22 protein-coding genes are annotated in these 25,772 nt (G+C 43.2%); 9 read left to right on the top strand and 13 right to left on the bottom strand.

The genetic code is table 11. The features are described from left to right. Positions 1-3 precede the first annotated feature (3 nt). On the top strand, positions 4-855 hold the full coding sequence (locus tag QWZ17_RS24930; protein WP_290308052.1) for a DUF4198 domain-containing protein: 852 nt from the start codon (positions 4-6) through the stop codon (positions 853-855). A 235-nt stretch (positions 856-1,090) separates the two neighbouring features. Here QWZ17_RS24930 and QWZ17_RS24925 read toward each other — a convergent pair whose 3' ends face one another. Further along, positions 1,091-2,992, bottom strand: a complete 1,902-nt coding sequence (locus QWZ17_RS24925; protein ID WP_290308051.1) for a beta-N-acetylhexosaminidase — start codon at positions 2,990-2,992, stop codon at positions 1,091-1,093. 154 nt (positions 2,993-3,146) lie between these two features. After that, complete coding sequence (locus QWZ17_RS24920) at positions 3,147-4,064, bottom strand: DUF8428 domain-containing protein (RefSeq protein WP_290308050.1); 918 nt, start codon at positions 4,062-4,064, stop codon at positions 3,147-3,149. A gap of 348 nt (positions 4,065-4,412) precedes the next feature. Between QWZ17_RS24920 and QWZ17_RS24915 the strand changes: the two genes are divergently transcribed. Then, on the top strand, positions 4,413-5,972 hold the full coding sequence (locus QWZ17_RS24915) for a glycoside hydrolase family 10-like protein (protein ID WP_290308049.1): 1,560 nt from the start codon (positions 4,413-4,415) through the stop codon (positions 5,970-5,972). A gap of 172 nt (positions 5,973-6,144) precedes the next feature. Here QWZ17_RS24915 and QWZ17_RS24910 read toward each other — a convergent pair whose 3' ends face one another. The 5 genes from QWZ17_RS24910 to msrA form a co-directional block, all read right to left on the bottom strand. After that, positions 6,145-6,906 carry a DUF1835 domain-containing protein gene (locus QWZ17_RS24910; protein WP_290308048.1) on the bottom strand — a complete coding sequence of 254 codons (762 nt, stop codon included), beginning with the start codon at positions 6,904-6,906 and terminating at the stop codon, positions 6,145-6,147. Positions 6,907-7,271: 365 nt separating this feature from the next. Next, positions 7,272-8,354 (bottom strand): DUF6515 family protein, encoded by a 1,083-nt coding sequence (locus QWZ17_RS24905; RefSeq protein WP_290308047.1) that lies wholly within the window; start codon positions 8,352-8,354, stop codon positions 7,272-7,274. A 179-nt stretch (positions 8,355-8,533) separates the two neighbouring features. Next, on the bottom strand, positions 8,534-9,106 hold the full coding sequence (locus tag QWZ17_RS24900) for a thiamine diphosphokinase (protein WP_290308046.1): 573 nt from the start codon (positions 9,104-9,106) through the stop codon (positions 8,534-8,536). Between the two features lie 62 nt (positions 9,107-9,168). Further along, entirely contained in the window at positions 9,169-9,690 is a 522-nt protein-coding gene (gene msrB / locus QWZ17_RS24895) for a peptide-methionine (R)-S-oxide reductase MsrB (protein WP_290308045.1), read from the bottom strand. Beyond that, positions 9,687-10,313 (bottom strand): peptide-methionine (S)-S-oxide reductase MsrA, encoded by a 627-nt coding sequence (gene msrA / locus QWZ17_RS24890; protein WP_290308044.1) that lies wholly within the window; start codon positions 10,311-10,313, stop codon positions 9,687-9,689. Before msrA ends, msrB begins: the two co-directional genes overlap by 4 nt. A 218-nt stretch (positions 10,314-10,531) precedes the next feature. Here msrA and QWZ17_RS24885 point away from each other — a divergent pair, with 218 nt between their 5' ends. Further along, positions 10,532-11,110 (top strand): DUF1543 domain-containing protein, encoded by a 579-nt coding sequence (locus tag QWZ17_RS24885; protein WP_290308043.1) that lies wholly within the window; start codon positions 10,532-10,534, stop codon positions 11,108-11,110. Positions 11,111-11,196: 86 nt separating this feature from the next. Here QWZ17_RS24885 and QWZ17_RS24880 read toward each other — a convergent pair whose 3' ends face one another. Genes QWZ17_RS24880 through QWZ17_RS24865 form a run of 4 tightly spaced genes read right to left on the bottom strand, consistent with a single transcriptional unit; the run spans position 11,197 to position 16,186 of the window. Beyond that, positions 11,197-13,383, bottom strand: coding sequence for a TonB-dependent receptor (locus QWZ17_RS24880; protein WP_290308042.1), 2,187 nt, complete (start codon positions 13,381-13,383; stop codon positions 11,197-11,199). 58 nt (positions 13,384-13,441) lie between these two features. After that, the gene (locus tag QWZ17_RS24875; RefSeq protein ID WP_290308041.1) at positions 13,442-13,759 is read right to left on the bottom strand and encodes a hypothetical protein; all 318 of its coding nucleotides are present in this window, start codon (positions 13,757-13,759) and stop codon (positions 13,442-13,444) included. 10 nt (positions 13,760-13,769) lie between these two features. After that, positions 13,770-14,732 carry an AAA family ATPase gene (locus QWZ17_RS24870; RefSeq protein ID WP_290308040.1) on the bottom strand — a complete coding sequence of 321 codons (963 nt, stop codon included), beginning with the start codon at positions 14,730-14,732 and terminating at the stop codon, positions 13,770-13,772. 17 nt (positions 14,733-14,749) lie between these two features. Beyond that, positions 14,750-16,186: a peptidylprolyl isomerase gene (locus QWZ17_RS24865; protein WP_290308039.1), complete on the bottom strand. Its 1,437-nt coding sequence runs from the start codon at positions 16,184-16,186 to the stop codon at positions 14,750-14,752. Between the two features lie 179 nt (positions 16,187-16,365). Between QWZ17_RS24865 and QWZ17_RS24860 the strand changes: the two genes are divergently transcribed. From QWZ17_RS24860 to QWZ17_RS24845, 4 genes are all read left to right on the top strand, one after another. Beyond that, positions 16,366-16,962, top strand: coding sequence for a hypothetical protein (locus QWZ17_RS24860; protein ID WP_290308038.1), 597 nt, complete (start codon positions 16,366-16,368; stop codon positions 16,960-16,962). An 86-nt stretch (positions 16,963-17,048) separates the two neighbouring features. Continuing rightward, positions 17,049-17,633 carry a non-canonical purine NTP diphosphatase gene (locus QWZ17_RS24855; RefSeq protein WP_290308037.1) on the top strand — a complete coding sequence of 195 codons (585 nt, stop codon included), beginning with the start codon at positions 17,049-17,051 and terminating at the stop codon, positions 17,631-17,633. Between the two features lie 72 nt (positions 17,634-17,705). Continuing rightward, positions 17,706-17,876: a hypothetical protein gene (locus QWZ17_RS24850; RefSeq protein WP_290308036.1), complete on the top strand. Its 171-nt coding sequence runs from the start codon at positions 17,706-17,708 to the stop codon at positions 17,874-17,876. A 47-nt stretch (positions 17,877-17,923) separates the two neighbouring features. Next, entirely contained in the window at positions 17,924-18,412 is a 489-nt protein-coding gene (locus tag QWZ17_RS24845; RefSeq protein ID WP_290308035.1) for a hypothetical protein, read from the top strand. Positions 18,413-18,574: 162 nt separating this feature from the next. Here QWZ17_RS24845 and QWZ17_RS24840 read toward each other — a convergent pair whose 3' ends face one another. After that, positions 18,575-19,711, bottom strand: a complete 1,137-nt coding sequence (locus QWZ17_RS24840) for a lactonase family protein (protein WP_290308034.1) — start codon at positions 19,709-19,711, stop codon at positions 18,575-18,577. Positions 19,712-20,025: 314 nt separating this feature from the next. After that, entirely contained in the window at positions 20,026-21,507 is a 1,482-nt protein-coding gene (locus QWZ17_RS24835) for a pseudouridine synthase (protein WP_290308033.1), read from the bottom strand. 230 nt (positions 21,508-21,737) lie between these two features. On the opposite strand from QWZ17_RS24835, the gene QWZ17_RS24830 reads away from it, so the two are divergent. Further along, complete coding sequence (locus QWZ17_RS24830; RefSeq protein ID WP_290308032.1) at positions 21,738-22,520, top strand: lytic transglycosylase domain-containing protein; 783 nt, start codon at positions 21,738-21,740, stop codon at positions 22,518-22,520. A 309-nt stretch (positions 22,521-22,829) separates the two neighbouring features. Next, positions 22,830-25,676 carry an excinuclease ABC subunit UvrA gene (uvrA, locus tag QWZ17_RS24825; RefSeq protein WP_290308031.1) on the top strand — a complete coding sequence of 949 codons (2,847 nt, stop codon included), beginning with the start codon at positions 22,830-22,832 and terminating at the stop codon, positions 25,674-25,676. Positions 25,677-25,772 lie beyond the last annotated feature (96 nt).

Genomic DNA, 25,772 nt, shown 5'->3' with positions numbered 1-25,772 from the left:
ACTATGAAAAAAATTGGATATGGATTGATGGCCCTGCTATTGGTCATCGGGTTTGCGGCATATGCCCAGGATTATTTTTTATTGCCGGGCAGTTTTTACATGAAAAAAGGCGACAACATAAACCTGCATTTGTTGAGCGGCAGCGAGTTTGTAAAAGAAGGCGAATACAAATATGAAAGCGGCAAAATTTCAAAATTTGTGCTTTACGAAGGCAAAAAGCAAACAGACCTAAGCAAAATGCCTAAAGATACCGCGTCAAACATCCTAAACTATAAATTAGAAAGCCCGGGCCTGGCCACTATTGAGGTGATTAAAACCGAAAGTGTAGAATCTGAGCGGAACAAGTTTTTAAAATACCTGAGTAATGAGGGTTTGGATAAAATTGCCGAAGACGCCAAAGCCAACACGCAACAATACTTTGTTGAAAAATCGACCCGCTACCTTAAAACCTTGGTATCTGTTGATAAGCCCACCGACAGGGATTTTGATAAACCCCTGAACGAGGAGTACGAGATAGTGATCAAACAAAACCCCTACAAATCCGACTATGGTGATGATGTAACAGCTGAGGTGCGTTTTCAAGGCAAACCATTAAAAGACGCCGTAGTGATCCTTTACATTAAAACCATCAACGGAAATGTATTCCCTCAAAAGCTAAGTACAGATGCTACGGGCTTGATCTATTTTAAACTAAGCCGCGAAGGCATCTACATGTTAAGCTCGGTACATATCGAAGCCTCAAAAGATAAAAACGCCGATTTTGAAAGCTGGGGCACAACGCTAACCTTCGCCTTCACCAACAACGGCACCATGCCAGATACCTATAAGGAATTTGGTTTCGGGAATAAACATTAGTCTTTAGGACTGTGAGACTATTGGACTTTGGGACTATTGGACGAAGGACAAAAGACAAAGGAGGCTTGGACAAAAGACGGAAAGACAAAAGACAAAAAGCATCTCTCGGCGTTTAGCCATATTTAAAAGAAAAAGGACTAAGAAGTAATATTCTTAGTCCTTTTTCTTTTGTCTTTTCGTCCTTTGTCCAATAGTCTCAAAGTCCTACAGTCCAAAAGTCCGCAAATCCCAAAGTCTACTTCACCTTTTTCCCTAAATCAACCAGTGATAAACTTACCATACGGCCTATTGGTTTTTTGCCGCGGTAGGTAATTACTTTTAGCATGGTAGCATCTTTTGGCGCATCGATTGGCGCGGTGTATTTGGGGTAAAAGTTATCGGGGAACGAATTATCGAAGCTGTAATATGTATCTAATCCGGCAACTTCATTACTTACCGTTACTTTTAGGGTACCATCTGCATTACGGGTAGCGCTGAATGATGGATCGTAGGCACTTGGCGCGTATTTGGTTTCGGCTTCGTCAAAGCGTTCAAATTGTTTCTCTACCTTACCAAAAAAGTAGTTCCAGTTCTTCTTATCCTTTGGCGACCATACCGATTCGGCAATGGCCATACCTCTTGGCCAGGTCATGTATTCGGCCTGGCGAATGTTGTAAACCTGCTCGGTCCATAAGTTGGCTTGTCCGCCTTTAATCAGTTTGGCATCAACGCTATCGGGTACAGGCTCAAATTCGTAGGCTTTGCTCAGGCGTAGTTTGGCGTAAACTTTGGTTTCGTTTACATCGCTTTGCATATAATCAAGGTAGGCAAAGGTTGTAGGGCTCATCACCACATCATGGCCCATTTTGGCAGCCTCAATGCCGCCTTTGATCCCTCGCCAGCTCATCACAGCTGCGTTAGGACCTAAGCCGCCTTCCAGGATCTCGTCCCAACCCATAAATTTTTTGCCTTTAGCTTCTACTATTTTTTCCAAACGTTTTTCAAAGTAGGCCTGCACTTCTTGTTGAGTTTTCAGGTTTTCCTTCGCCATTAGTGCTTTTATGGCTTCGCTTTGCTCCCAAAAGTTTTTGGCGCATTCATCGCCACCCATGTGGATGTATGGGAAAGGGAACAGTTGCGCTACTTCGGTTACTACCTTATCTAAAAACGCGTAAACATTTTCATTGGCAGGGCACAGCGTGTTATCAACAATGGCAGTGTTGTGCGGTCCGTTCCAGTTCATAAATGGTTCGCCAGAGTTTACTACGTATTTATCGGCACCAGGCGTGCATGACAGATCGGGATAAGCAACAACCGCTGCAAGGCTATGGCCGGGAACGTCAATCTCCGGCAAAATATTTACGAAACGGTCTTTAGCGTACTGCACCAGCTCTTTAATATCTTCCTGGGTGTAAAAGCCGCCGTAGGTGCGTGGCTCATCTGCCGCAGGTGCTGTGAATGTACCAAACTGACCAACTTTTTTAACATTGTATGCGCCAACGGTAGTTAAACGTGGCAGGCTTTTAATTTCAACGCGCCAGCCTTCATCATCAGTTAAGTGCAGGTGCAACAGGTTAAGTTTGTATTTAACCATGGCATCAATATATTGCTTAACCTCGGGCTTGGTAAAAAAGTGACGGGCCACATCAAACATTAAACCTCTCCAGGCAAACCTTGGGTAATCGGTAATATCAACGCATGGGGCTACCCATTTTACGCCTTTGGTGTATTCCTTACTTTCAATTTCTTTAGGTAACAGCTGCATAAAGGTTTGTACGCCATAAAATAAGCCCGCAGCCTCATTGGCCCTTATGGTAACCTTTTTGGCTGTTACAGACAGGTTATAACCTTCGGCACCAATAAGCGGATCATTCTTTTTATTTAAAACGAATTTGATAGATGCTGATGGCGCTAAACTTTTTACGGCTACCGCGGTACCGGCGGCTGTACTCAGCTTGCTTTTAAGATAAGCTATAACGGGTGTTACTTCGGGCTGACTGGCTGCTTCAAGTACAACAATTTTGGGCAAAACAAAGCTGCCCACCTTTTTGGTAACCTTAACAGGCTCGGGTATAATGCCCAGTCCGTTGGTGGGTGCCTGGCCGAACGATAAAAAATGCAGGCTACAGCAAGCCAGCAACAGGAATATTTTTTTCATAAAAGAAATGGTTTATAGAACGCGTTAATTGGAAACGCTACGCAAATTAAACTTTTTAAAGAATATTAAAAAGTTATAGCCCCAAATTTGTTTAAAAACAAAAATCCCCGTTTTGAATGTTCAAAACGGGGATTTTAATATTTAGTTCAATAGCTTATTTAAGTGTGAAGCCGGTTTTACCCATAGTGCCACCATCTGCATAAAGTATTACGGTGTACGTGCCTTTAACAAAAGGAGGGGTTGGGTTAACCCAGTCAATAATGTACTCACTGCCATCATCCTTAAAGTCGATAGAGGTTTTATAGGTGTATTGCAGATCGGAGTTATCGGCGGTAAATGTACCACCGTCCGGCGCGGTGATCAGGTTACCGGTTGGATCTATAATGCGGATATAAATATCATGCATGCCTTTTGTAGCTAAGCTGTTGCTTGCCACAGTAAAGTTTATTTTGATTTTTTTAGCCGGACCTGCTCTTGTAACATCAACCTCTTTGCCACTACCCCTAATTTTGTAGGCTACAATGTTTGATTCGGCCAGTTTGAGGGCCTGCGCCACTTTTACCTTGGCATCCAGATCCTGGTTTTGCTTGGTGAGCGTATCGGCTTTTTTAGCCGCGTTGACCAGGCTGTGCTTCAGCGTATCCCGCTCATTAGTGAGGCTGGTATTCTGTTTGTGCAGTTCTTCAATATCGGCAGTGTATTTGGTTACAAAATACCGCAGTTGTTTAACATCTTCTTCGGCTTTTACCAATTCGGCTTTGGTTAATTTGCCTTTGGCTAATTGCACCCTTAATACTTTGATTTTAGCTTTCAGGGAATCATTTTTAGCAGTCAACTCGGCCGACATTTTGGCTTTGCCCGCGTTTACCTGCTCCACCTGCGCTTCAAGGCTATCCAGGTCTTTTTTCAGGCGGGTTTGCTCGTCTTGTTGAGTAACTATACGCACATCTGATTTATTCTTTTGCAAGTACAGGTATACGTCGGTACCTAATAAAGCCAAAACCACCACAATCAAAAAATAAATTACGTTTGAATTTTTCTTAGGTGGCTGTTGCCCGTATTGATTTTCCATAGCAATTAAATGTTTAATGTTTATATACAGTTTAAAGCAGTATGTGTTTTAAAAACTACTGTTTAACCTTGGTGTTTAATGTACAAGCATATCCAAAATAATTGGTAATACCTGCGTTTAATGCAATTTTAACTGTGGGTTATGTTTGAACACACAACGCTATTGAACGTAAAAAAGTTTCAATTATGATATTTACATGAAAAACATATTTGAAAAATGGCAATTGGTAATGGCTAAAAATAAGTACAAAATGCCAAAAACGCAATATAGCGTCAATTTTTATAAAGTATAATAAAAGGGGTACCATGTGAGTTTTATATCTTTGCAGCTTTTAATTTATCCGCTTTAATGCATATATACCGCCACTTTTTACTCCTGATATTTGCCCTGTTTATTATTGTAAAGGTTAAGGCCCAACCGGCTGAACCTGCTAACGCCCCCGCCGAAGTTAAAATGCAGCCCAAGCGTGAATTTAGGGGCGTATGGATAGCTACTGTTGTAAATATCGACTGGCCAACAAGCACTAAATTAACTGCCGATCAACAAAAAAAACAATTACTTGATATTTTAAACTCGCACCAGGAAACCGGTATTAATGCCGTTATGCTGCAGGTAAGGCCTGCTGCCGATGCCTTTTATGCTAAAAGCCGCGAGCCATGGTCAAAATATTTAATGGGCAAACAGGGGCAGGGCCCTAATTACGATCCGTTGGAGTTTGCCATTACCGAGGCCCACAAACGCGGGATGGAGCTGCACGCCTGGTTTAACCCGTACCGGGCAACTTTTGATGGTAACTTCGCGGCGCTTAGTCCGCAGCATATCACCAAAATAAAACCGGAGTGGTTTTTTACCTACGGCGGTATCAAAACCTTTAACCCTGGCCTGCCCGAGGTGCGCGATTATATTGTACAGGTGATATTGGATGTGGTGGATAATTATGATGTGGATGGCGTACATATGGACGATTATTTTTATCCCTACCCCATTGCCGGCCAAAAAATTAATGATGATGCTACTTACGCCAAGTATGGTGAAGGATTTGATAACATTAAAGACTGGCGCCGCCATAATGTTGATTTGCTGATAAAAATGATTGCCGATAGCGTACACGCGCATGATCCTAATATTAAGTTCGGTATTAGCCCGTTCGGCATCTGGGCCAATAAATCGCAAAACGAGGAAGGATCTGAAACCAACGGAGGTTCATCGTACTATGAAAACTACGCCGATTCGCGCCAGTGGCTTAAAGAGGGGTGGATAGATTACATCAACCCGCAGCTATACTGGCCAATTGGCAACCGCGCGGCCGCGTTTGATAAATTGTTAAGCTGGTGGAGCGATAATACTTACGGAAGGCATCTGTACATTGGGCAGGCCGCTTACCGCGTTAATGAACGTAAAACGCTGGCCTTTAAAAACCCATCGCAATTGCCAGAGCAAATTAAGCTGATCAGAAATAACCCCAGGATACAGGGAAGCGTATACTTTAGTTCCACATCGTTAACCAATAACCCCCTTGGCGTTACCGACTCTTTGAGGGAAAACTACTACCGTTACCCTGCCCTGCCACCGGTAATGCTCTGGCGCGATTCAATCGCCCCAAACCCGCCTTTAAATGTTACCGCCCGCCCGGTTGTAAATAAAAACGCGGTAAGCGTTAAATGGCTTACCCCGGCGTTGGCTAAAGACGAAGAACCTGTGTATGGCTATGTGATTTACCGTTTTGACGCCGAGAAGATCAATATAGATGACCCTAAAAATATCCTGAAGATTGAGTATAACACCAATTTAAGCTACGAGGATAATACGGTACAAAGGGGCAAAACCTATTTTTACGTGGTAACGGCGTTGGATAGGATGAAGAATGAAAGTGAAAGATCGCCCACGATTGCGGTGACGGTGCCGTAGTTGGAAGATGTCATTTTTTTAATCTCCTCTTGAGAGGGGGCGCGTTGGTCTGAGCGGTGGCAGGGGTGTGTTTAGCCAGCGTTTTATCGCGTTTGTAAACACACCCCTCCGCCCCTCTCAAGAGGGGATTCGCACTTGGCCATCCTTCTTACTCCAACACAATCAGCCCCTTTTAAACCAGCCGGTTCAAGTAAATATCTATCTCCCAATCGCCCATACCAAAAATGCCTTCTGTTTTCCAGAATGCCGTATATATAGCATGCTTTGTTTTAGTGCCGCTGTTGTAAATGTCAAGCAGCTTTTGCTCAATATAACTTAAGCCTTCGGCATTAACTTGTACGCGTTTTAAATGAGCGGTTAGGGCTGGTTTAAGTAATGGCAGGCCTCCCCAAAAAGTATTTTCATTAAGCCATTTGGCTAAACCTTCGGTATCATTGTTTACATACAGTTGCCAGGCTTCGGCGGCAAGGGTAAACTCCCATTCGTTAAGGTGTTCGCGGGCATCAAATAATTCTTCAAACTGGCTGCCGTTTAATTCGCCCAGGCCTTTGGCATTGTTAAATTGTATGCAATCGGCAAGACAGATCAGGTAAATGGCCGGGGCTGACAGATCCGTGTGCAGAGCGAGCATGCGCAATACGCCCAGTAGGTTTACCTGGCAATGCAAATCAAACTCAAACCATAAATTGATTTCGGTATACTGGCTGTTAAGTTTTTCCAATTCATCGAGTACCTTATGCTGATAAGCTTCGGGCGGCTCATTTTGACTGATCCATTTTGAACGGGTGGCCCAAAAGCTGGCCGATAAAATGTTTTCCTGCAAGGGGCCTTCAGAAAGCACCTCGCGCCAAATCATTACATCGCCATCAAGTCCGGTTTGGTTAAAGCCGTCAAGGGCTGCATCGCCGTTTAAAATATGAAGGATATTGCTCATAAGCTTGTAGGGTAATAATAGCAAAGCAACGTGTTTTGCCAAGGATTGAGTACATATTAGGAAAATAAATTTAGAAGGGCCCTTTGTACGGTAAAATTTGATTCTTGATTGACATGCGCCTGTAAAAAGGGCCATTGTTTATACATCAAAGTCATGCCGAACTTGTTTCGGCACCTCATATGCTTGGTGTACTTCATGTTGATTACCTATCCTGTGGGTTGCTGAAATAAATTCAGCATGACATCTTTTTTAATTGGTCATCTATAATTAATTCCATGTATATAATTTTCTTAGTCTGCCCCAAAGCAAAAACGGCCACTTCATGATTGAAGCGGCCGTTTTTGGTATTTAAAATTGAATTTTTATTATTGATTATCGGGCTCGTCAGATGGGGTACCTACAATTTTGTAAACGGTATCGCCATTGTTGTTCCTGCTTTCCTGGTAGTAAAAACCATCCGGAGAAACATATAATTTTTCGCCGTTGATCTTTATTTTCCTGCAATCATCTGGCAGGTTGGTAACAATATCGCCAATTTGCGGGCCTTGTTGTACATCTCCGTTGCCACCGTTATCGGTATTCAACTCACCATCTTTGCCGGCAATTACATAAACCTGGGTGCCATCGTCTTTAGTATATGGTTGATAGTAAACACCATTTGACTCGTAATACTGTTCGCCATTGATCATAATTGATTTGGCATCATTTGGTAAGCTTTTAACTTCGGCACCTACCGGCGGTTCAACTACGGTGTACTGGTCATTGTATTGACGGTAGTATAAACCATCGCTGTAATAGTATTGGTAATCGCCATACCAGAACGGATAGTATCCGTAAGGTAAAAAGCCTATGCTAAAGCCAATACGTGGTAAATAGTATGAGCTGTAATAGTTATGATATGGATAGTAGTAATGGCTGCCAAAATAACCGCCACGGCCACCATAACGGTAACCACCGTAAACACGGGTACCGTAACCGGCACCGCCGCTATAGTATGAACCACGACCGCCGTTGTAAGAACGCCTGTCTAAGCTGCTGTAGGTACGGGTGCCTGTACCATTGCTGTAAACACGTTGACCGCCGGCTACCGCGCTACGTTGTGGCGCTACAGAAACATTGCCCCTGTTGCCATAACCGTAATTACCGCGTTGCGGTGCAACGGCTACATTGCCGTTTCCGCTAAAGCCACGTGATGGAGCTACAGCTGTACGCTGACCACCGCCACCTCCGTTAAATGAAGGACGTGCAACACCTATGCTGCCGCCACCGCCTGATGGACGGGAAACGCCAACACTACCGCCACCACCGCCGCCGGAACGGGAGCCACCGCCACCGCCGCTGCTTCCGCCGCCACCACCTCTACGTTGTGCATTTGCGGTAAACGCTAAAGAAAGGCTTAACAAGCCTCCTAAAGCCAATGTGAATAAATTTTTATATGCCCTTTTCATGATTGAAAAATTTTAACTGTTCAGCTTAATTCTGCTGGTTGTAATATATAGACTAAAAAATGTTTAAACGGTTTAATCGCGTTTCAATATTTTTTGCAATATATATTACAAAAAGCGCACCAATGTAATTTTCACCCCAACAACAACCCTTAAATTGCCTTTTTATTGTGTGTGGCTTACTAATTTAAAGCCTCGGCAATCAGCAAAAATGGCTGCTCAAACTGCAGACTAAAAAAACCATCATCGGTAGTACTATAAATACCTGCCGATGTGTTTTGCAAGCCACTGTATTTTAGTATTTTAGTTGGTGTAATTATTTCAATTTGCTCACCCGCCGGTTTCCACTTGCTGAAACCCGTTGTTACCGGATAAATTTTTTGCCTGGCGTTAAAAATAACCAGGTTTATTTTGTCGGCGTAAGGCAAAAAGATGCTTAACTCCGCTTCGTCTGTTATAATGTTCACTGCCGGGTAGCCATTAGCTGTTAAATACTTTAAGGCTGATACTGCCAGGCTATCGTTATCAACAGGAATTAACTTAATGTCTTCCTGCAATGAATCGGCCTCGCCATTGGTAATTATGCCATCAACCTTAATCCCAAAACTGTTTAATTTTTCGGCGGTATCGGGAGTGGTAATCACTGTAGGGCTCCATTCCAGTAGTTGACCCAGCAGTTCCTCTTCAAAATTGTCTATCCCCAGCACCAGTAGAGCAGGTTCCTGTTTTTCGCGAACGATATGATGGGAAGACATTTTATAAAGTTAAATGGAATAAATGAATAATTAATGAAAAGCAGACATAGGAAAATGTTAAATTATTTGCCCAATGCATCTGGCTGAAAATCCAGCGAAATGGAGTTCATACAAAAGCGTTTGAATGTAGGCGGCGGGCCGTCATCAAATATATGCCCCAGGTGCGAGTTGCAGCGAGCGCAAATAACTTCGGTACGTTGCATGCCGTGCGAGTCATCATCTTTATAAATCACGCTGTTTTTACGTACCGCTTCATAAAAACTCGGCCAGCCGCAATTGCTGGCAAACTTGGCATCAGAGCGGAATAGTTTGTTACCGCAAACAGCGCAATAGTAAGTTCCCTTGGCGGTTTTATCCCAGTACTGGCCTGTAAAAGGCTGCTCGGTGGCCTGTTCGCGCGCGGTTGCATACAGGGCAGGTGAAAGAATTTTTTTCCACTCGGCATCACTAACCTTAAGCGGCTTAATATCGGTATTGGAATAATAAGGGTTATTTTCGTGGCCTTTAGTGGCTTTTAAATGTTGGGCATTGGCCCCAAATACGGTTGCCAGTAAAATGGCGAATGCTATGATTGCTGATCTCATTTCTTTAGTTTTCCTTTAAATACTGCCTTAAATTTTTCCAGCTCCGGTTGTATTACATATTTGCAATAAGGTTGATCGCCGTTTTGGTTAAAGTAATTCTGATGATAATCTTCGGCTTTGTAAAACACGGTGTAGGGGTTTACTTGTGTAACTATAGGGTTGGGGTATACCTTTTCGGCATTAAGCTTTTTAATGTAATAGTCGGCCTTTTGCTTTTGGGCCGCGTTATGATAAAATATGGCCGACCTGTATTGCGTGCCTACATCATTACCTTGGCGGTTAAGCTGGGTTGGGTCGTGCGCTACAAAAAAGGCTGCTAATAATTCGTCATAACTAACCTTGGTTGGATCGTAAATAATGTTGCAGGTTTCGGCGTGGCCGGTTGTGCCGGTGCAAACCAGCTTATAGCTTGGGTTGGCCACATGGCCGCCGGCAAAGCCCGATACTACTTTTTTAACGCCTTCTATCTGCTGAAACTTAGCTTCGGTACACCAAAAGCAGCCGGTTGCAAAAGTAGCGGTATCCAAGCCTTTTGCTTTAGGGGGATTATTGCCTACGCCGGGTTTGGCAAAGGCCGATACGCCGGCCAATAAAAATAGGACTAACTGAAATGTTTTTTTCATGGTTGTTTTAATTGTATGAGCGCTTCACAAGCACCACTATGTGATTAACGTAAAAAATAGCGGCTTGGTAACGGGGTAGTCGTTAAAATTTAACGTTCCTTACAAAATTTGCCCAAATGTGATGATTTGTTGACAAAGTGCTTGTAGTGTTGACAAACAAATTGAGCCTGAAAGCATGGTAACAGCTATCTTGCCATATCAATCTAAAATTAAACCATATGAGTACCGGGGAGCAACTACAGCCAGAACTAAAACTTTTTATGATCCTGTTAGGCTCAAAAGCACCGGGAAGACATGTAGAGCAGCATGATTTTTTCTTTGGGATAGCTGCCTCGCTGAAAGATCTTGTGCCCGAAATTAATGCTTTTTGGCCCGAAGCTGTAGGCAAGATTCACATAGATGGCTGGCGTGAAGTTACTGCGGTGGACGGATACCAGGTAAAAATAGCCCCTGCCGATTCTGCAACCGAAGTTGGCCCGAAGCTGTTTTTCATTAACCTCGGCGGTTACCTGCCTAACCGCTTTGAAGAACAGCATTACGTTGTTTTAACCGTTAAGGACGATAGGGCAGCCGCGTTTAAAGAGGCCAAGGAAACCACGTTTTTTAAACACAATCATTTTGATGGTGCCAACTCGCACATCGATGATAAATATGGCATTGATGTAGATGATTTGTACCAGATAGAAGATATTTTATCGCCCGGGCAAAAAGAAAAATATGGTATTGAGCTAAGTCCCGCTGTTAATTTGCCTGAAGATAAATTGCATTTGGGGTATTTTAAATTGAGTTTGTTGTAGCAGGCAAAGGCTGGGTTTAATAATTAATATGAACGTTTATGTAAGATGCAAAGTACTACGATTTGCATCTTACATAAACAGCCAATTTACATTTTAATTTTAATTCCTCCGTTTACAACGAAGCCATCCAGCGGGGCATAAATATCCTTAAAAGTAGGGTTGGTTATACTGCCGGTATAAATAGATCCGAATTTGGTTTGCCTTACATCGGTAAGATTTTCAAAGTTTATAAATAGCGAAAAGCGATGCCACATTTTTTCGGCCATGAAACCGGCTGTCCAGTAGGCCCTGCCGATTGTACCGTCGTTTAATGGTTGCGATCCAAAATAGTAGGCCTCCAAACCCAATTTAAGCTTGTTTTCAATTTCATAAACCAACACGTTGTTCAGCCTGGTTTTTGAAACAAGAGGGTAGGCGCCTATATTTTTGCCGGTATGTTGGCTTACATCGGCCAGCGTATAGCCTATAAACAGCTTAAATGCATCATATCCAAGTTTAATGTTGGTTTCAATACCTTTGGTATTTAAATCACCTTGGGGTTGCTGGTATTGCAGGTTGCCATTATCTAAGGCGGTTAACAAAATAGGGTTATTGATGCGGGTATAAAAAAACAGCTGGTTAATGCTTAAGCTAACTTTGTCATCAAATAAACCGGTGCGGTAGTTAATATCATAATTGGCACCATATGATTTTTCGGCAGTGGTGTTGTGGATATCAATAGGCAATACGTTTCTGAATTGAATCCGCTCGGCATCTTCTGTAAATACATTAGGCGCTTTATAACCTAAGCCGCCGCCTAAACGGGTAGATAAATGTTGATTTATTTTCAGTAATCCCGATAGCCTTGGTAATAGTAAAAATCCGTATCTGTTATGGTAATCACCCCGTAAACCAGTTTCAATGGTGAGTTTTTTTGTGGTATTCCAGGTGTTTTGCAAAAAGCCGCCAAGGGTATTGTAATCATAACTCCGGAGCGGGAAACTGCTGTTTTTATCTTCGGTAAAGTTTTCGGTAATATAATTTAATCCTGCAACCCAATCAGATGTTTCGCCTTGCCGGGAGTAGCTGGCCTCGCTATAGGTAGAAAACTGCTTGCCTGAAAATCGATAGCCCGGTAAATTAATAGCCTGGTCGAAATAACTTACGCTGTTTTTAAACACCAGCTTTTCTTTTTCATTTAAACTGCGGTCCAGTTCGGCTTGCGTACTATACCTGCCGGTTTTGTTTTGTTCAAAATAACTGTGCTGTGCATTGCCGTTACCTTCAATATAATGCAAATCGCCGCCGATGCGGTTTTCAATAGTGCTGTTGATTCCGGTGATGAGCGTAGTTTTATCATTGAGGTAAAAAAACAACCGGGGATTAAAAGTATACCGGTTGTATTTGGGGATAGCTGTAAGATCGATATGCGCGGGATCATACGCCGTACTGTGGTTATAAGCAGCATATAGCGTTACCCCTATGTTTTTATCCTTTCGCGAATAAAAGCTACTGGCATCAAGCCCTAAGGCGGAGGTGCCGTTTAGCAGGAAGCTAAGTTCTGGTTTGGTTGTTGGTGTTTTTGATACCAGGTTTACCAACCCGGCAATAGCGCCGCCGCCATATAGGGTTGACGATGATCCTTTAATTACTTCTACCTGTTTCAAATCGAGCGGGGCTATCTGCAATAAACCCAAACCGCCCGAAAAACCGGAATACAAGGGAAAGCCATCCCTGATGATCTGGGTGTATTTTCCGTCGAGGCCCTGGATGCGGATACTGGAATTTCCACTGGTGGCCGATGTTTGCTGCGTTTGGATGCCGGTGCTCTCAGCAAGCATCATCCGGATATCGCCAGGTTTCATATTGGCTTTTTCGCCAAGTTCTTCACCGCTGATCACTTCAATGCGGGTGGGAATATTGGCAATAGTACGGCTGCTGCGGGTTGCAGATACGGTAACTTCTGTTATTTCCTCGCCGTCGCCATTGCCTTTGGGCTGTAGCAGGATGAGTATGGGCGCCGCTTGCTCCATGGGAAATGTTAAAGTATCAATCCGGGTTTCATATCCCACAAAGCGAAAATGAATGATTTGTTTACCCGACGGGACATTATTAAAGACGATGGTATCCGAGGTATCGGCCATTGCCCCCTTATTAAGTGCTGGAATAAAAGCGGTTGCCCCAATTAGGGGCTCATTGGTTTTAGCATCTTTAATAACCGCTTTAAATATATATTGAGCCTGCCCGGTGGCGGCGTATAGGAGTGCCGTAAAAAGCACGAAAAGTTTTTTCATGATAAATGATTAGTTAATACAAAATGGACCGGGAACCCGGTAAAACATATGGAGTGTATTAACTTAATTGCGGCGGTAGCCAAATGGCAAGGGATACATCTTCAAGATGCGGTTGCTGATAAGGATTATTATGGTTGATAGGGTTTACCGTAGCTTGCGCTAAATCATGATAAAACGATTGCTCAACCACAAACCCGGTAGCACACGCGCCGCATGAAAAAAATGGCGAACAACCCTGGCAATCTTTTTCTTTGGGGGCAGTGCTGGTTTTAGCAATATTTGAAGTCCTTTGATTTAAGCAGTCGTTATCGCTACAGCAAGGCTTTACAGAAAGCAGCAGTACAAACAATATGGCTATAAAACTTAAAAACTTCACGCTGGGTATTTTAAAATAAGCTATCGATGATATCAGCAGCGCTAAGCCCCTCGGCTTCGGCGTGGTAGCTGCGTACTATACGGTGACTCAAAATAGGTTTGGCCACGGCTTTTACGTCTTCAATATCGGGCGAGTATTTTCCGTTGATCACCGCGTGGCATTTGGCGCCCAGGATCAGGAATTGTGATGCTCTCGGACCAGCGCCCCAGGTGAGCAAGCGGTTTACCTGCGGCGTAGCAAACTCTGTATTAGGGCGGGTTTTTGATACCAGCTTCACAGCGTATTCCATCACATTATCGGTAACCGGGATGTTGCGTACCAGTTGCTGAAAATAAACGATCTGCTCGGCATTCAGGATTTTATTCACCTCGGGTTTTAAAGTGCTGGTTGTATTTTTAACTACCTGCAACTCCTCTTTAAAGGATGGATAGTTTAAGGCCACATTGAACATAAACCTATCTAACTGAGCCTCGGGCAAAGGATAAGTACCTTCCTGCTCAATTGGGTTTTGGGTAGCTAATACAAAAAATGGCTGGGCCAGTTTATGGGTAACACCAGCCGCGGTTACCGCTTTTTCCTGCATGGCCTCTAATAAAGCGGCCTGCGTTTTTGGCGGAGTACGGTTTATTTCGTCGGCCAGGATAATGTTACTGAAAACAGGGCCGGGTATAAATTTAAAATTACGGTCTTCGCCTAAAATTTCAGAGCCGATTATGTCTGATGGCATTAAATCGGGCGTAAACTGGATGCGTTTAAAATCCAGATCCAACACCTGCGATACCGTCTGTACCAGTAGGGTTTTTGCCAAACCAGGCACACCAACAAGTAAGCAATGCCCGTTGCTGAAAATAGAAATGAGCACAAACTTCACAACCTCATCCTGTCCAATGATCACTTTACCAATTTCGGTGCGTATTTGCTGGTAAGCAAGCTTTAAAGCATCTGCAGCTTCAACATCAGAGCGGTGTGGCATAGATAAGGTTTTTGTTATTATTTAGCTTGTGCAGTAGTTACCGGCGTGGCTATCCATTTTTTTAGGATATCGCAGCTTTGGTATTCAGGATCAATTTTGATAAAGGTTTCTTTACGGCGTTTATCAAACCACTTGTTAATGGTTTTGGTGTTTTTATCCTCATACGCCATATCTTTTAGCTTGGGGAAATCCTGCAACAGGTTGGCTTTATGCGCATCGGTTGCCGATTTAAGGTAAAGGATCTTATAACTCTTTTTACCGTCGGCACCGGTAAATAAATCTGGCTTTGAAATATTGCCCACTTTCATGGTATCTACAGTAAGGGCAACTTTAGGATCAAGCTTATCGGTAGGGATAAAAGTTGAACGGGTTTGAACGTTCTCGGCGTTCAGCATCATACCTCCATTAAATTTGGTTTCCTTATCGTCCGAATAGAAATTCGCGGCGGCCGAAAAATCAAGGTCTTTTTTGTGAGCCTGCATCAGGGTATAAATACTATCGGCTTTGGCTTGGGCCCTATCCAAGCTGGCCTGCGTAATTGCAGGGGTGATAAGGATGTGCCTAACGTGTACCTGTTCGCCACGGCGTTCAATTACCTGTAAAAAGTGAAAGCCGAAATCGGTTTCAAACACCGGCGAAATTTCTCCGGCTTTAAGCCTGAACGCATTTGCAGTAAATTCCTTAACAAATGTTGTACGATCGGCAAAGCCAAGATCGCCACCTTCAACTGCCGACATTGGATCTTGTGAGTAAAGCCTTGCAAGCGTGCCAAAATCCTCACCTTTTTTAACGCGGGCAAGCAGTTCCTCGGCTTTTTCCTTATAAAGCTGTTTCTCCTCTTTGGTTAATTTAGGCTGAAAAACAATTTCGCCAACTTCAACCTCTTTGTTAAATGACGGCAGGCTATCTTTAGGGATGGCGTTATAATAATCCTTAACATCCTGTGGGGTAACATTCAGTTTTTCGGTAATTTTTGACTGCATTTTTTGAGCAATCATTTGCTCCTTCATGTCTGGACGAATCTCGTCTTTATATTGGATGAGTGATTTACCCAAAAAGCCTTCTAATTTATCCTGGCCACCGGCGCGCTGCGTCATTTCGCGCATGCGGCGGTCAACGCTGGCGTCGATATCATCTTCTTTTACGTCGATACTATCAATAATTGCCTGTTGAGCCAATAGTTTTTGAGTTAATAACGATTGTAATACGCGGCATTTAACTTCGGGGTTTGGCTGCATACCTTCAACCAGGTAACGGGCGTATTGCTGTTCAATATCTGACAATAAAATGGGGGCGTTACCAACAACTGCGGCAATTTTATCTAATGTTTTGCCCGGTGTTCTTGGGGCGATAGTATCTGTTTTTGCTGCTGTGGCGGCATCTGTTGTAACCTGTGCCTTTGCAACTGTAAATAAAGAAACAACCCCTAAAACTAATAACCCTAACTTTCTCATGTAATGCTTATGTACTAAATAAAACGGAGATAATGAATCCGTTAAAACTTCAAATTTCGGTAAAATTTATTAATAATGGCGGTACAAATAATTTCAATTGAACACACCATGCTATAATTGTGCTAATATGGTTATAATGCTTCAAACCGTTTAACTACTTTTGGTTAAAATTTGTTAAAGTGAAAGTTGAAAACCCGGTTGCCCTACGCTTTATTTTACAGGACGAACTTTACCTGCTCAAGGCAGATAAAGCTACCTACGAAAACCTGGCCGTTGCAGAGCCCACAATAGCCGAGTCCGTGGTAACAGCGCCTATAGTTGAGGAAGCCCCCGTTATAACCCCAACGCAAATACCTGTAATTACCCCACCCGCACCGATAATAGAAACGAAGCCGCTTAGCTTTAATTATATGGGCAAAAATCAAAAGAGTTTTTTGGTATTGGTACATTACCCCAGCCTTGAGTTTATTGATGAGGCCCACCTAACCGCCTTAACTAATATTATTAAGCGAAAAGACCTTGAGGTAAATGACCTTGCCATCCTTAACCTTGCAACCTATCCCGATACAAAATATGATGAGTTGCAACAGTTTTTTAAACCCGCCAAGGTTTTAATATTGGGCAAAAACGCGCTACCTGCGGGCATCCCTGCGCTAACGTTAAACGCGCCAAAATCGTTAGGCTCCTCAAACGGCTTATTCAGCTTTAGCTTTGGCGAAATGATGGATAACGTAGAATACAAAAAAGCCTTTTGGGAGCAAGTGAAGGGATTTTAAATTCAAAATCCTTGCTCTTTTGTCCATAAATCCTTTGTCCAAAAGTCTCAAAGTCCAAAAGTCCAACCATCCCATACTCCAACAAAATGCAATTAGTTTTCGCCACCAATAACCGCCATAAGCTTGATGAAGTAGCCGCCAAAATTGGCAACCAGTTTCAGTTGCTAACGCTTGATGACATTGGCTGTTACGATGAGATAGAAGAAACCGGTACTACCTTTAGCGCCAATGCTTCTATTAAAAGCAACCACGTTTACCAGCAATACCACCAGAATTGTTTCGGTGATGATAGTGGTCTGGAGATAGACGCGCTTAACGGCGATCCTGGCGTATACTCTGCCCGCTATGCCGGCGAACATGGTAATCATGCGGCCAATATTAAAAAAGTACTGGATAATTTAGCAGACAATACCAATCGTAAAGCCCGCTTCCGTACCGTGATTTCGCTGATGTGGGAAGGCGAGGAACATTTTTTTGATGGCGCGGTTGAAGGCACAATCCGCACAGAGCCCAGCGGAACCGATGGCTTTGGGTACGACCCTATATTTGAACCCGATGGCTATAACATCACCTTTGCCGAAATGACAATGGCCGAAAAGAACCAGATTAGCCACAGGGCAATTGCGATGGAAAAATTGATCGGGTTTTTAAGTAAAGTTGAGGATAATTAATAAATAATTAAAAAAGATGTAACCTTAATGCAATGTGTCCGTTAAATAGAGCTATAAGGAATATTTAAACCTATGGATCTTATTAAAAACCTACACCGCAATTTATTTTCAAAAGACCTTGATCATCGCTTTGCTAAAAGTTTGAAAAAAGTTAAAGAGGCCGATATCGTAGCTGCATCCATCAACAAGCAATTAAATGAAATTGAAAAGCAGCTCAATATAAATCCCGTTAAATATCATTAAAACTTTTTGGCAGGGTTTATGCTTATACGCATATAAATATAACTGTCATGAAGAACCTATTTAAAATTTCGATAGCATTGCTATCCCTTATCTTTGTATTTACAGCCTGCTCAACTCCTAAAAACACAACAACCGGCGCAACAAATGTATCCCGTGGCAAATTTGTTGGCACCTGGACATTGAATAATGTGAGTTACGATGGCTTAGTGCAAAACGCGGTACAAAACGTATTTGACCAGGCCGCTCCCGAAGCTTTTGTTGGCAGCACCTGGAAACTAACCAATAGCGGTAACGGTATCTATACCTTAAATAACGGCACGTCGCAAACCATCTTTTGGTCGGTTTATAACGGAGGCACTACCGGTACCCAGTTTCAATTCAAAAAACTTTACCAGGGCGATAAAGCTAAAAACGTAGCAGAAGGCTATCGTTTGGATATAGCCAATAACGATGGCTCGACCATGGTACTTAAATCGCCCGTAGCCGTGGGTAACAGCACAGGATACATTATTTACTCGTTCACTAAGAATAATTAGGCGAAAGGGGAAAGGCGAAAGGTAAAAGGTTAGCCTGTCACTGATAAAATAAAAGGGCAAAGGCTTAAATGAATTTATCTCATTTAAGCCTTTGCCCTTTTTTGTTTTATTCAAACCTTTTGCCTTTGCCCTTTATCCTTTTACCTCTGGAGGCCTTCGCCTCTATTCCGCTGGGGTAAATTTCAGGCAAACGGGGTTGCCAATATCTAATTTAATACCTGTTTGTGTAAGCTTGCCGGTATTGGGGTCAATCTTAAATACAAACATATTGTCGCTGCCCTGGTTAGCTACCACCAAAAACTTGCCGGTAGGGTCAATAGCAAAATCACGAGGGTTTTTACCAAATGTTGATTGACGGGATACAAAAGCAAGTTCACCTGTTTCCTGGTTTACAGCAAAGCAAATGATCTCGTTAGTTTCTAAACGGTTTGATACGTACAGAAACTTGCCATCGGGCGATAAGTGAATAGCTGCCGCGGCGGTTTTACCGGTAAAGCCATCGGGCAGTAATGATATAACTTGTTTTTGTTTGAATTTGCCACCATCGTAATCAAATACAAAAACGTTCGATCCCATTTCTGTTGCCAGGAAAACGTGCTTCCTATCTAAAGAATACTCCAAATGGCGCGGACCTTCGCCCGGCTTTACGCTGATAAATGATGGGTTTGCCGGACTTAAAGGCGATTCTTTACCGGACTTAAAACGGTAAATGTTAACCCTGTCGGTACCCAAATCATTATAAAACAAAAACTTTTCATCGGGCGATAAAATGCTCATGTGCGCGTGCGGGCCTTCCTGGCGCTCTTTATTCGGGCCCAAACCATCTGCGTTGCGTATGGTTTCGGTGCCGTTGCCTAATGAGCCATCTTTATTAATTGGTAGTACGGTAACTTGCCCGCTTGAATAGTTGGCCACAAACGCTGTTTTCTGGGCCTTATCTACAGCAATATAGCATGGATCGGCACCAAGAGACGATTGTTTGTTGATAAAGTCTATTTTGCCCGTTTTGGCATCAAAAGAAAAGGCGCTTACTTCGCCCTTAGGCAATTCATTTACCGCGTAAATAAATTTATTGTTTTTGCTCACCTGCAGGTACGATGGATTGGTAACGCCATCTATCTGGCTCAAATAAGCCAGCTTGCCGCTTTGGGTGTAAAAACGATAAACCATTATCCCTTTGCTGCTACCGGTAGTGTAAGTACCCACCACCAGATCGAACGTTTTAGGTATTGGTTTTTTATCCTGGGCAAAATTGAACAGCGGCGATAGTAGCGCTGCAATTAAAAGAACTTTTTTCATGTTGGTATTTGGGTTAAGGAACGCAAGTTAATAAAATAGACAAAAAAAACGCCCCGATGTTTAGCGGGGCGTTTTTATTTTAAGAGGAATGACTTATTAAACGAAAAGGGTATCAGTCCAGTTAGACACGTTTCGACGCTCCAAGTAGCAAATGGTAGATCCAGACTTACGAAGTTTTTAAAACTTCGTAAGTCTTTCGTCGCTTTGTTATCCACGCTTCCAAAGTATATGAGGTTAGGTAAAGAAAGATGGTCGCTGGATAGTTGTTAATAAGATCAAACAAAAAACGCCCCGATGTTTACCGGGGCGTTTTATTATTTTATCAGGTGTTTAAGCTGGATAATCTCGCTTTCTTCCAGGTGGCGGTAGCGGCCGCGAGGAAGGTCTTTTTTGGTGAGGTTGGCATAAACCACTCTGTCTAATTTTACCACCTCGTAACCAAGGCTTTCAAATATACGGCGCACCACACGGTTTTTACCGCTGTGTATCTGGATGCCTACTTCTCTTTTTGAAGCACCTGCCACGTACGATACCGAATCGGGTTTAATTACACCATCTTCAAGTTCAATCCCAAATTGAATTTTGTTCAAATCGCCCTGGGTTAAGGCTTTGCTTAGTTCAACCTGGTATAGTTTGCTGATGTTGCTGCGCGGATGCGAAAGTTTATCGGCAAGAGCACCATCGTTGGTCATTAATAATAAACCGGTAGTGTTCCTGTCTAAACGACCGATTGGGTAAATACGTTCCTTGGTCGCTTTTTCAACCAGGTGCATCACGGTACGGCGTTCCTGCGGATCATCTGTGGTAGTGATATAGTCTTTGGGTTTATTTAACAATACATAAACCATTTTTTCGCGACGAAGGGTTTCGCCGTTGTATTTGATCTCATCTTTCATGGGATCAATTTTGGCACCTAATTCGTCGACCACTACACCGTTTACAGATACTACACCGGCAATGATCAGCTCATCGGCCTTGCGGCGTGAGCAGATACCAGCGTTTGAAATGTAACGGTTAAGGCGGATAAGCCCGTCGTCTTTAGCTTTTTTAGGCTCGCCGGCGTTTTTACGGCCACGCATGGTCCTTGTAGGAGCATCAGGATCTTTGGTTATCTTATCGTAAGCAGGCTTACGTTGCGGCTTATCGGCATTGTAAGCCGGTTTATCTTTTGAAAAGCTGCCTTCGCGTTTTTTAAATCCGCCTTCGGACCTTTCATTGAATTTTTTGTCGGTTGATCTTTCGGCACCGGCGCCAAAACTTCTTTTCGGCTTATCGCCAAAATCGGTATTTGCGGTACGGGTACGTGGTGATGAATATGGTTTTTTATCGCCGGCGCTGTTGTTGCCAAAACTTCTTTTTGGTCTTTCTTCGCCCTCGCCGCCAGATGGTCTGCCAGAGTAAGATTTTCTATCGGCCGATGCGGAACCCGCGCCGAAGCTTCTTTGCGGTCTCTCGTTATCGCCGCCAGATGGTCTGCCAGAGTATGGTTTGCTGCGTGGCGAAAAGCTTTTTTTATCACCTGCGCCATCCCTGAAATTGCTTTTAGGTCTGTCGCTATCGCCTGTACTTGGACGACCCGAGTACGGTTTTGACCTGCCCGATGAGCGGCTATCCCCATTAGATGAACTGTCCCTAAAATTGCTTTTGGGCTTATCGTCGTTAAATCTGTTGCTTTGGAATGTTTTCTCCGGTCTGGAGGTGGCTTTCTTTTCTCCGTTTGGAGTGGCTTTGCCTTTCGTGGTTGCCGGTCTTTTCGGCCTGTCGTCGCGACTACCTGTTGGTCTCTTAAATACCATATTTTTTTGTTTAGCGCTTTCGCAGCGTGAGGGTCAAAGTTACGCTTTTTTGGCAAAAATTAACCAAAAACCTAAAAAAAATTATCGGGTCTAAAAACAAGGTTTAAACCGTTTTAAACGTAGTTTTTGAACCAAAAACCACAGCTAAAAAAATTAGTAAAAAGCTAAGTATTTGATTATGTGATTTGTATGACATACCTTTGCAGCACATTTTACCTAATGTATAGTTAATGATAAAAAAAGAAATGATTAAAAAACACTTACTTACGTGCTCCGTAATGCTGGTGCTGGTTCTCATTTCCAAGCTTAATATCTACGGTACAACTATCGACGCAAACAGCGCCAAACGTGCCAGATTAAGCACCCGAACCTCGAAGTTTATTTTTGTTAAAAGCAACGCGGCAGCATACAATTTTGCCGACGAAGCTTTACCCCTTAATGATGCCCGGGTTACATTTAAATTAAACAAATCGCTTAGGCGACACGCTTTTAAAAATGTTCAATCAACCTTATTGCACCGTAAGGCCGAAGCATTATTTCCCATCATTGAGCCTATCCTGAAATTTTACGGGATACCTGATGATTTTAAGTACATCCCGCTGGTGGAGTCGGGCCTTCAATCGGGCACATCGCCTAAAGGAGCTAAAGGCTTATGGCAATTTATGGCCGGCACCGCCCGTACTTATGGCTTAAAGGTTGGGCATGGTATTGACGAGCGTAAAAACGTACGCAAATCAACCATAGCTGCCTGCAAGTATATTAAAGAACTGTACGGCGAATTTAATAGCTGGACATTGGCCGCCGCTGCTTACAATAATGGCTCGGTTAAATTACAACGGGCTATTAACAAGCAAAACGAGGACAATTACTTTAGGATGAAACTAAACCGCGAAACCGGGGCCTACGTTTACAATATAATTGCCATGAAAGCAATTATTGAGCAGCCTAAAGAATTTGGCTATAAAAACTATTACAACATTACCCAGCCAACAACCTTGCTGGCCTTTAATTGATTAACGCGTAACGTTATCAGTTAGTTAAGAATATTAGTTACGGAGCACTTTAAGGCCTGTTTTCCCAGACGGAAAACAGGCCTTTTTTATATGCTTAAATATTTCCTCCTCCTATCTTTTATTATCTCCCACTTATAAAACAACCACCCAAATCACCGGTTATATTTTCACGGTAGTTTTTGAGTCAAATAAACTTGCGGGTACTTGCATATCTTATAATGCACCAGCTTTTTACGTATATTTGCGAAAAATATTAGTATGGCTATAGCCCATTAAAGGCAGGCCTGCTGCATCGGTTTAAAAATAAATATGAGCGAAAAAACAATAGACCTTGGCGAACAAAGCGAAGTTGAAGTTTACGGAGCCAGGGTACATAACCTAAAAAACATTGATGTTTCTTTTCCGCGTAATCAGCTGGTGGTAATCACCGGGTTAAGCGGCAGCGGTAAATCGTCATTAGCGTTTGATACCATTTATGCCGAAGGGCAGCGCCGGTACATGGAAACATTTTCGGCCTATTCGCGCCAGTTTATGGGCGGTATGGAACGACCGGATGTGGATAAAGTATCGGGCTTGAGTCCGGTTATTGCCATTGAGCAAAAAACAACCAGCAAAAATCCACGGTCTACAGTTGGTACCATTACCGAGATCTACGATTTTATGCGTTTGCTTTTTGCCCGTACCGGCGACGCTTACTCGTACACCACCGGCGAGAAGATGGAGCGCATGAGCGAAGACCAAATCCTGAAAACCATTACCGAAAAGTTTGACGGGCAGCCGGTAAATATCCTGGCGCCGGTGGTAAAAGCCCGTAAAGGCCATTACCGCGAATTATTTGAATCTATCCGCAAGCAAGGCTATTTAAAGGTTTGGGTTGATGGTGCCATGATGGATGTGGAACCTAAAATGCAGGTAGACCGATATAAGATACATGATATTGATATTGTGGTAGATAGGCTGGTGGTATCTGATAAAGATGCCAAGCGTTTATATACATCTGTACAGGCCGCGCTTAAAATTGCCAAAGGCATTATTCGTGTGGGTGATAAAGACGGTAACGTAGCCTATTATAGTAAGTATTTGATGGACCCGGTTTCGGGCATATCTTATGACGAGCCACAGCCTAATACCTTCTCTTTCAACTCGCCTTATGGTGCCTGCGAGAAATGTAACGGTCTGGGTTATATTTTTGAGGTTGATGAAGCATCGGTGATTCCTAATCCTAAACTTACCATTATGAATGGTGGTTTAGCTCCGATAGGTGAATACCGCGAAACCTGGATTTTCCAGGTGTTGAAATCGCTGGCCAAAAAGTACGAGTTTTCATTAACCACGCCGATTGAAAAACTGAGCCGTGAGCATTTGGATATCATCCTGAACGGAGCGCCGGATACCATCAGTGTTTCTGTTGAATACAATAAATGGAACGTGCAAAGCTATACTATTACTTTTGATGGTATTGTGCGCATGCTGGAAGAGCAGCAGGAACGCCGCAACGATGAAGGTATGGACGATATGGAAAACTATCGTGTACTGAAAACCTGCCCCGTTTGCGATGGCGCGAGATTGAAAAAAGAATCGTTGCATTTTAAGGTAGATAATAAAAACATATTTGAGCTGGCCACCATGGATATCAACCACCTGCAAGAGTGGTTTGATGGACTGGAAGACCGGCTAACCGACCGACAGAACGTAATTGCCAAAGAAATTCTGAAAGAGATCCGCGCGCGTATTGTGTTCCTGCTTGATGTTGGTCTGAGTTATTTAACCTTAGACAGAACAGCCAAAACCCTATCGGGCGGCGAGGCGCAGCGTATCCGGTTGGCTACGCAAATTGGTTCGCAATTGATGAATGTAATGTACATTTTAGATGAACCAAGCATCGGGCTGCACCAACGCGATAATGAGCGTTTAATAAACGCCCTCAAAAACCTACGCGATTTAGGCAATACCGTATTGGTGGTTGAGCATGATAAAGACATGATTTTGGAAGCCGACCATGTGATTGATATGGGCCCCGCTGCGGGCGTACACGGCGGCCAGATAGTTGCCCAGGGAACACCGGCACAGCTAATGGCAGAACATACGCTTACAACCTCCTATATTAATGGCGAGCGTGGTATAGCTATCCCAGCCAAAAGACGGGACGGCAATGGTAAAACCCTGGGCCTTAAAAAAGCTACTGGTCATAATTTAAAAAAGGTTTCTGTTGATTTTCCTTTGGGTAAATTAATTGGTATTACTGGGGTATCCGGTAGCGGTAAATCAAGCTTAATAACAGAAACGCTTTATCCTATATTAAACCATCATTTTTTCAGGGCAAAAAAGCATCCGCTGCCTTATGAAAAAATTGAAGGCCTGGAAAATATTGATAAGGTGATTGAGATAGATCAAACGCCAATTGGCCGTACACCACGCTCAAATCCGGCTACGTACACCGGGGTGTTCTCCGATATCCGTAACCTGTATGTAGCCCTGCCCGAGTCGAGAATCAGGGGTTATAAGCCCGGTCGTTTTTCATTTAACGTAAAAGGTGGCCGTTGCGAAACCTGCCAGGGAGCCGGTATGAAAGTTATTGAAATGAACTTTTTGCCCGATGTACAGGTACCTTGCGAAGAATGCCAGGGCAAACGCTACAACCGCGAAACGCTGGAAGTACGTTATCGCGGCAAATCAATCAGCGATGTATTGGATATGAGCATTGAGGATGCTACGCCGTTTTTTGAGCATATTCCATCCATCTATCGTAAAGTAAAAACCTTAAACGATGTTGGTTTGGGCTATATCACCTTAGGGCAGGCATCAACAACCCTATCCGGCGGCGAAGCGCAACGTGTTAAGCTGGCTACCGAGTTATCTAAAAAAGATACCGGTAATACCTTTTATATTTTAGACGAGCCGACCACCGGTTTGCACTTTGAAGATATCAACGTATTGTTGGGTGTACTTTACCAGTTAGTGGATAAAGGAAACACGGTATTGGTTATTGAGCACAACCTCGATGTGATTAAAGTAGTAGATCACGTTATAGACCTTGGACCGGAAGGAGGATCTGGCGGTGGCAAGATATTATTTAGCGGCACACCGGAAGGGCTTTGCAAGGTTAAGGAGAGTTTTACCGGCAGGTTCCTGAAAAAGGAAATGGGGATTAAGTAAACTCGCCCTTCCGCATAGCGATGGGTTTAAAACCTTGAGTGTTCGAAACCTTGAATAAAAATCAATCATCGGAATACTATATCCGGATTACCTCCG

The organism is Mucilaginibacter flavus, assembly GCF_030409315.1.
Lineage (GTDB): Bacteria > Bacteroidota > Bacteroidia > Sphingobacteriales > Sphingobacteriaceae > Mucilaginibacter > Mucilaginibacter flavus.
This window is presented reverse-complemented; position numbering and strand designations above follow the sequence as displayed.

Excerpts from the sequence above, each read along its gene's own strand:
- msrB (WP_290308045.1), bottom strand. The coding sequence starts at position 9,690 with ATGAGATCAGCAATCATAGCATTCGCCATTTTACTGGCAACCGTATTT.
- QWZ17_RS24855 (WP_290308037.1), top strand. The coding sequence starts at position 17,049 with ATGCAATTAGTTTTCGCCACCAATAACCGCCATAAGCTTGATGAAGTA.
- QWZ17_RS24910 (WP_290308048.1), bottom strand. The coding sequence starts at position 6,906 with ATGAGCAATATCCTTCATATTTTAAACGGCGATGCAGCCCTTGACGGC.
- QWZ17_RS24920 (WP_290308050.1), bottom strand. The coding sequence starts at position 4,064 with ATGGAAAATCAATACGGGCAACAGCCACCTAAGAAAAATTCAAACGTA.
- QWZ17_RS24930 (WP_290308052.1), top strand. The coding sequence starts at position 4 with ATGAAAAAAATTGGATATGGATTGATGGCCCTGCTATTGGTCATCGGG.
- QWZ17_RS24835 (WP_290308033.1), bottom strand. The coding sequence starts at position 21,507 with ATGGTATTTAAGAGACCAACAGGTAGTCGCGACGACAGGCCGAAAAGA.
- QWZ17_RS24840 (WP_290308034.1), bottom strand. The coding sequence starts at position 19,711 with ATGAAAAAAGTTCTTTTAATTGCAGCGCTACTATCGCCGCTGTTCAAT.
- QWZ17_RS24915 (WP_290308049.1), top strand. The coding sequence starts at position 4,413 with ATGCATATATACCGCCACTTTTTACTCCTGATATTTGCCCTGTTTATT.
- QWZ17_RS24845 (WP_290308035.1), top strand. The coding sequence starts at position 17,924 with ATGAAGAACCTATTTAAAATTTCGATAGCATTGCTATCCCTTATCTTT.
- QWZ17_RS24830 (WP_290308032.1), top strand. The coding sequence starts at position 21,738 with ATGATAAAAAAAGAAATGATTAAAAAACACTTACTTACGTGCTCCGTA.
- msrA (WP_290308044.1), bottom strand. The coding sequence starts at position 10,313 with ATGAAAAAAACATTTCAGTTAGTCCTATTTTTATTGGCCGGCGTATCG.
- QWZ17_RS24880 (WP_290308042.1), bottom strand. The coding sequence starts at position 13,383 with ATGAAAAAACTTTTCGTGCTTTTTACGGCACTCCTATACGCCGCCACC.
- QWZ17_RS24900 (WP_290308046.1), bottom strand. The coding sequence starts at position 9,106 with ATGTCTTCCCATCATATCGTTCGCGAAAAACAGGAACCTGCTCTACTG.
- QWZ17_RS24905 (WP_290308047.1), bottom strand. The coding sequence starts at position 8,354 with ATGAAAAGGGCATATAAAAATTTATTCACATTGGCTTTAGGAGGCTTG.
- QWZ17_RS24865 (WP_290308039.1), bottom strand. The coding sequence starts at position 16,186 with ATGAGAAAGTTAGGGTTATTAGTTTTAGGGGTTGTTTCTTTATTTACA.
- QWZ17_RS24850 (WP_290308036.1), top strand. The coding sequence starts at position 17,706 with ATGGATCTTATTAAAAACCTACACCGCAATTTATTTTCAAAAGACCTT.
- QWZ17_RS24925 (WP_290308051.1), bottom strand. The coding sequence starts at position 2,992 with ATGAAAAAAATATTCCTGTTGCTGGCTTGCTGTAGCCTGCATTTTTTA.
- uvrA (WP_290308031.1), top strand. The coding sequence starts at position 22,830 with ATGAGCGAAAAAACAATAGACCTTGGCGAACAAAGCGAAGTTGAAGTT.
- QWZ17_RS24870 (WP_290308040.1), bottom strand. The coding sequence starts at position 14,732 with ATGCCACACCGCTCTGATGTTGAAGCTGCAGATGCTTTAAAGCTTGCT.
- QWZ17_RS24885 (WP_290308043.1), top strand. The coding sequence starts at position 10,532 with ATGAGTACCGGGGAGCAACTACAGCCAGAACTAAAACTTTTTATGATC.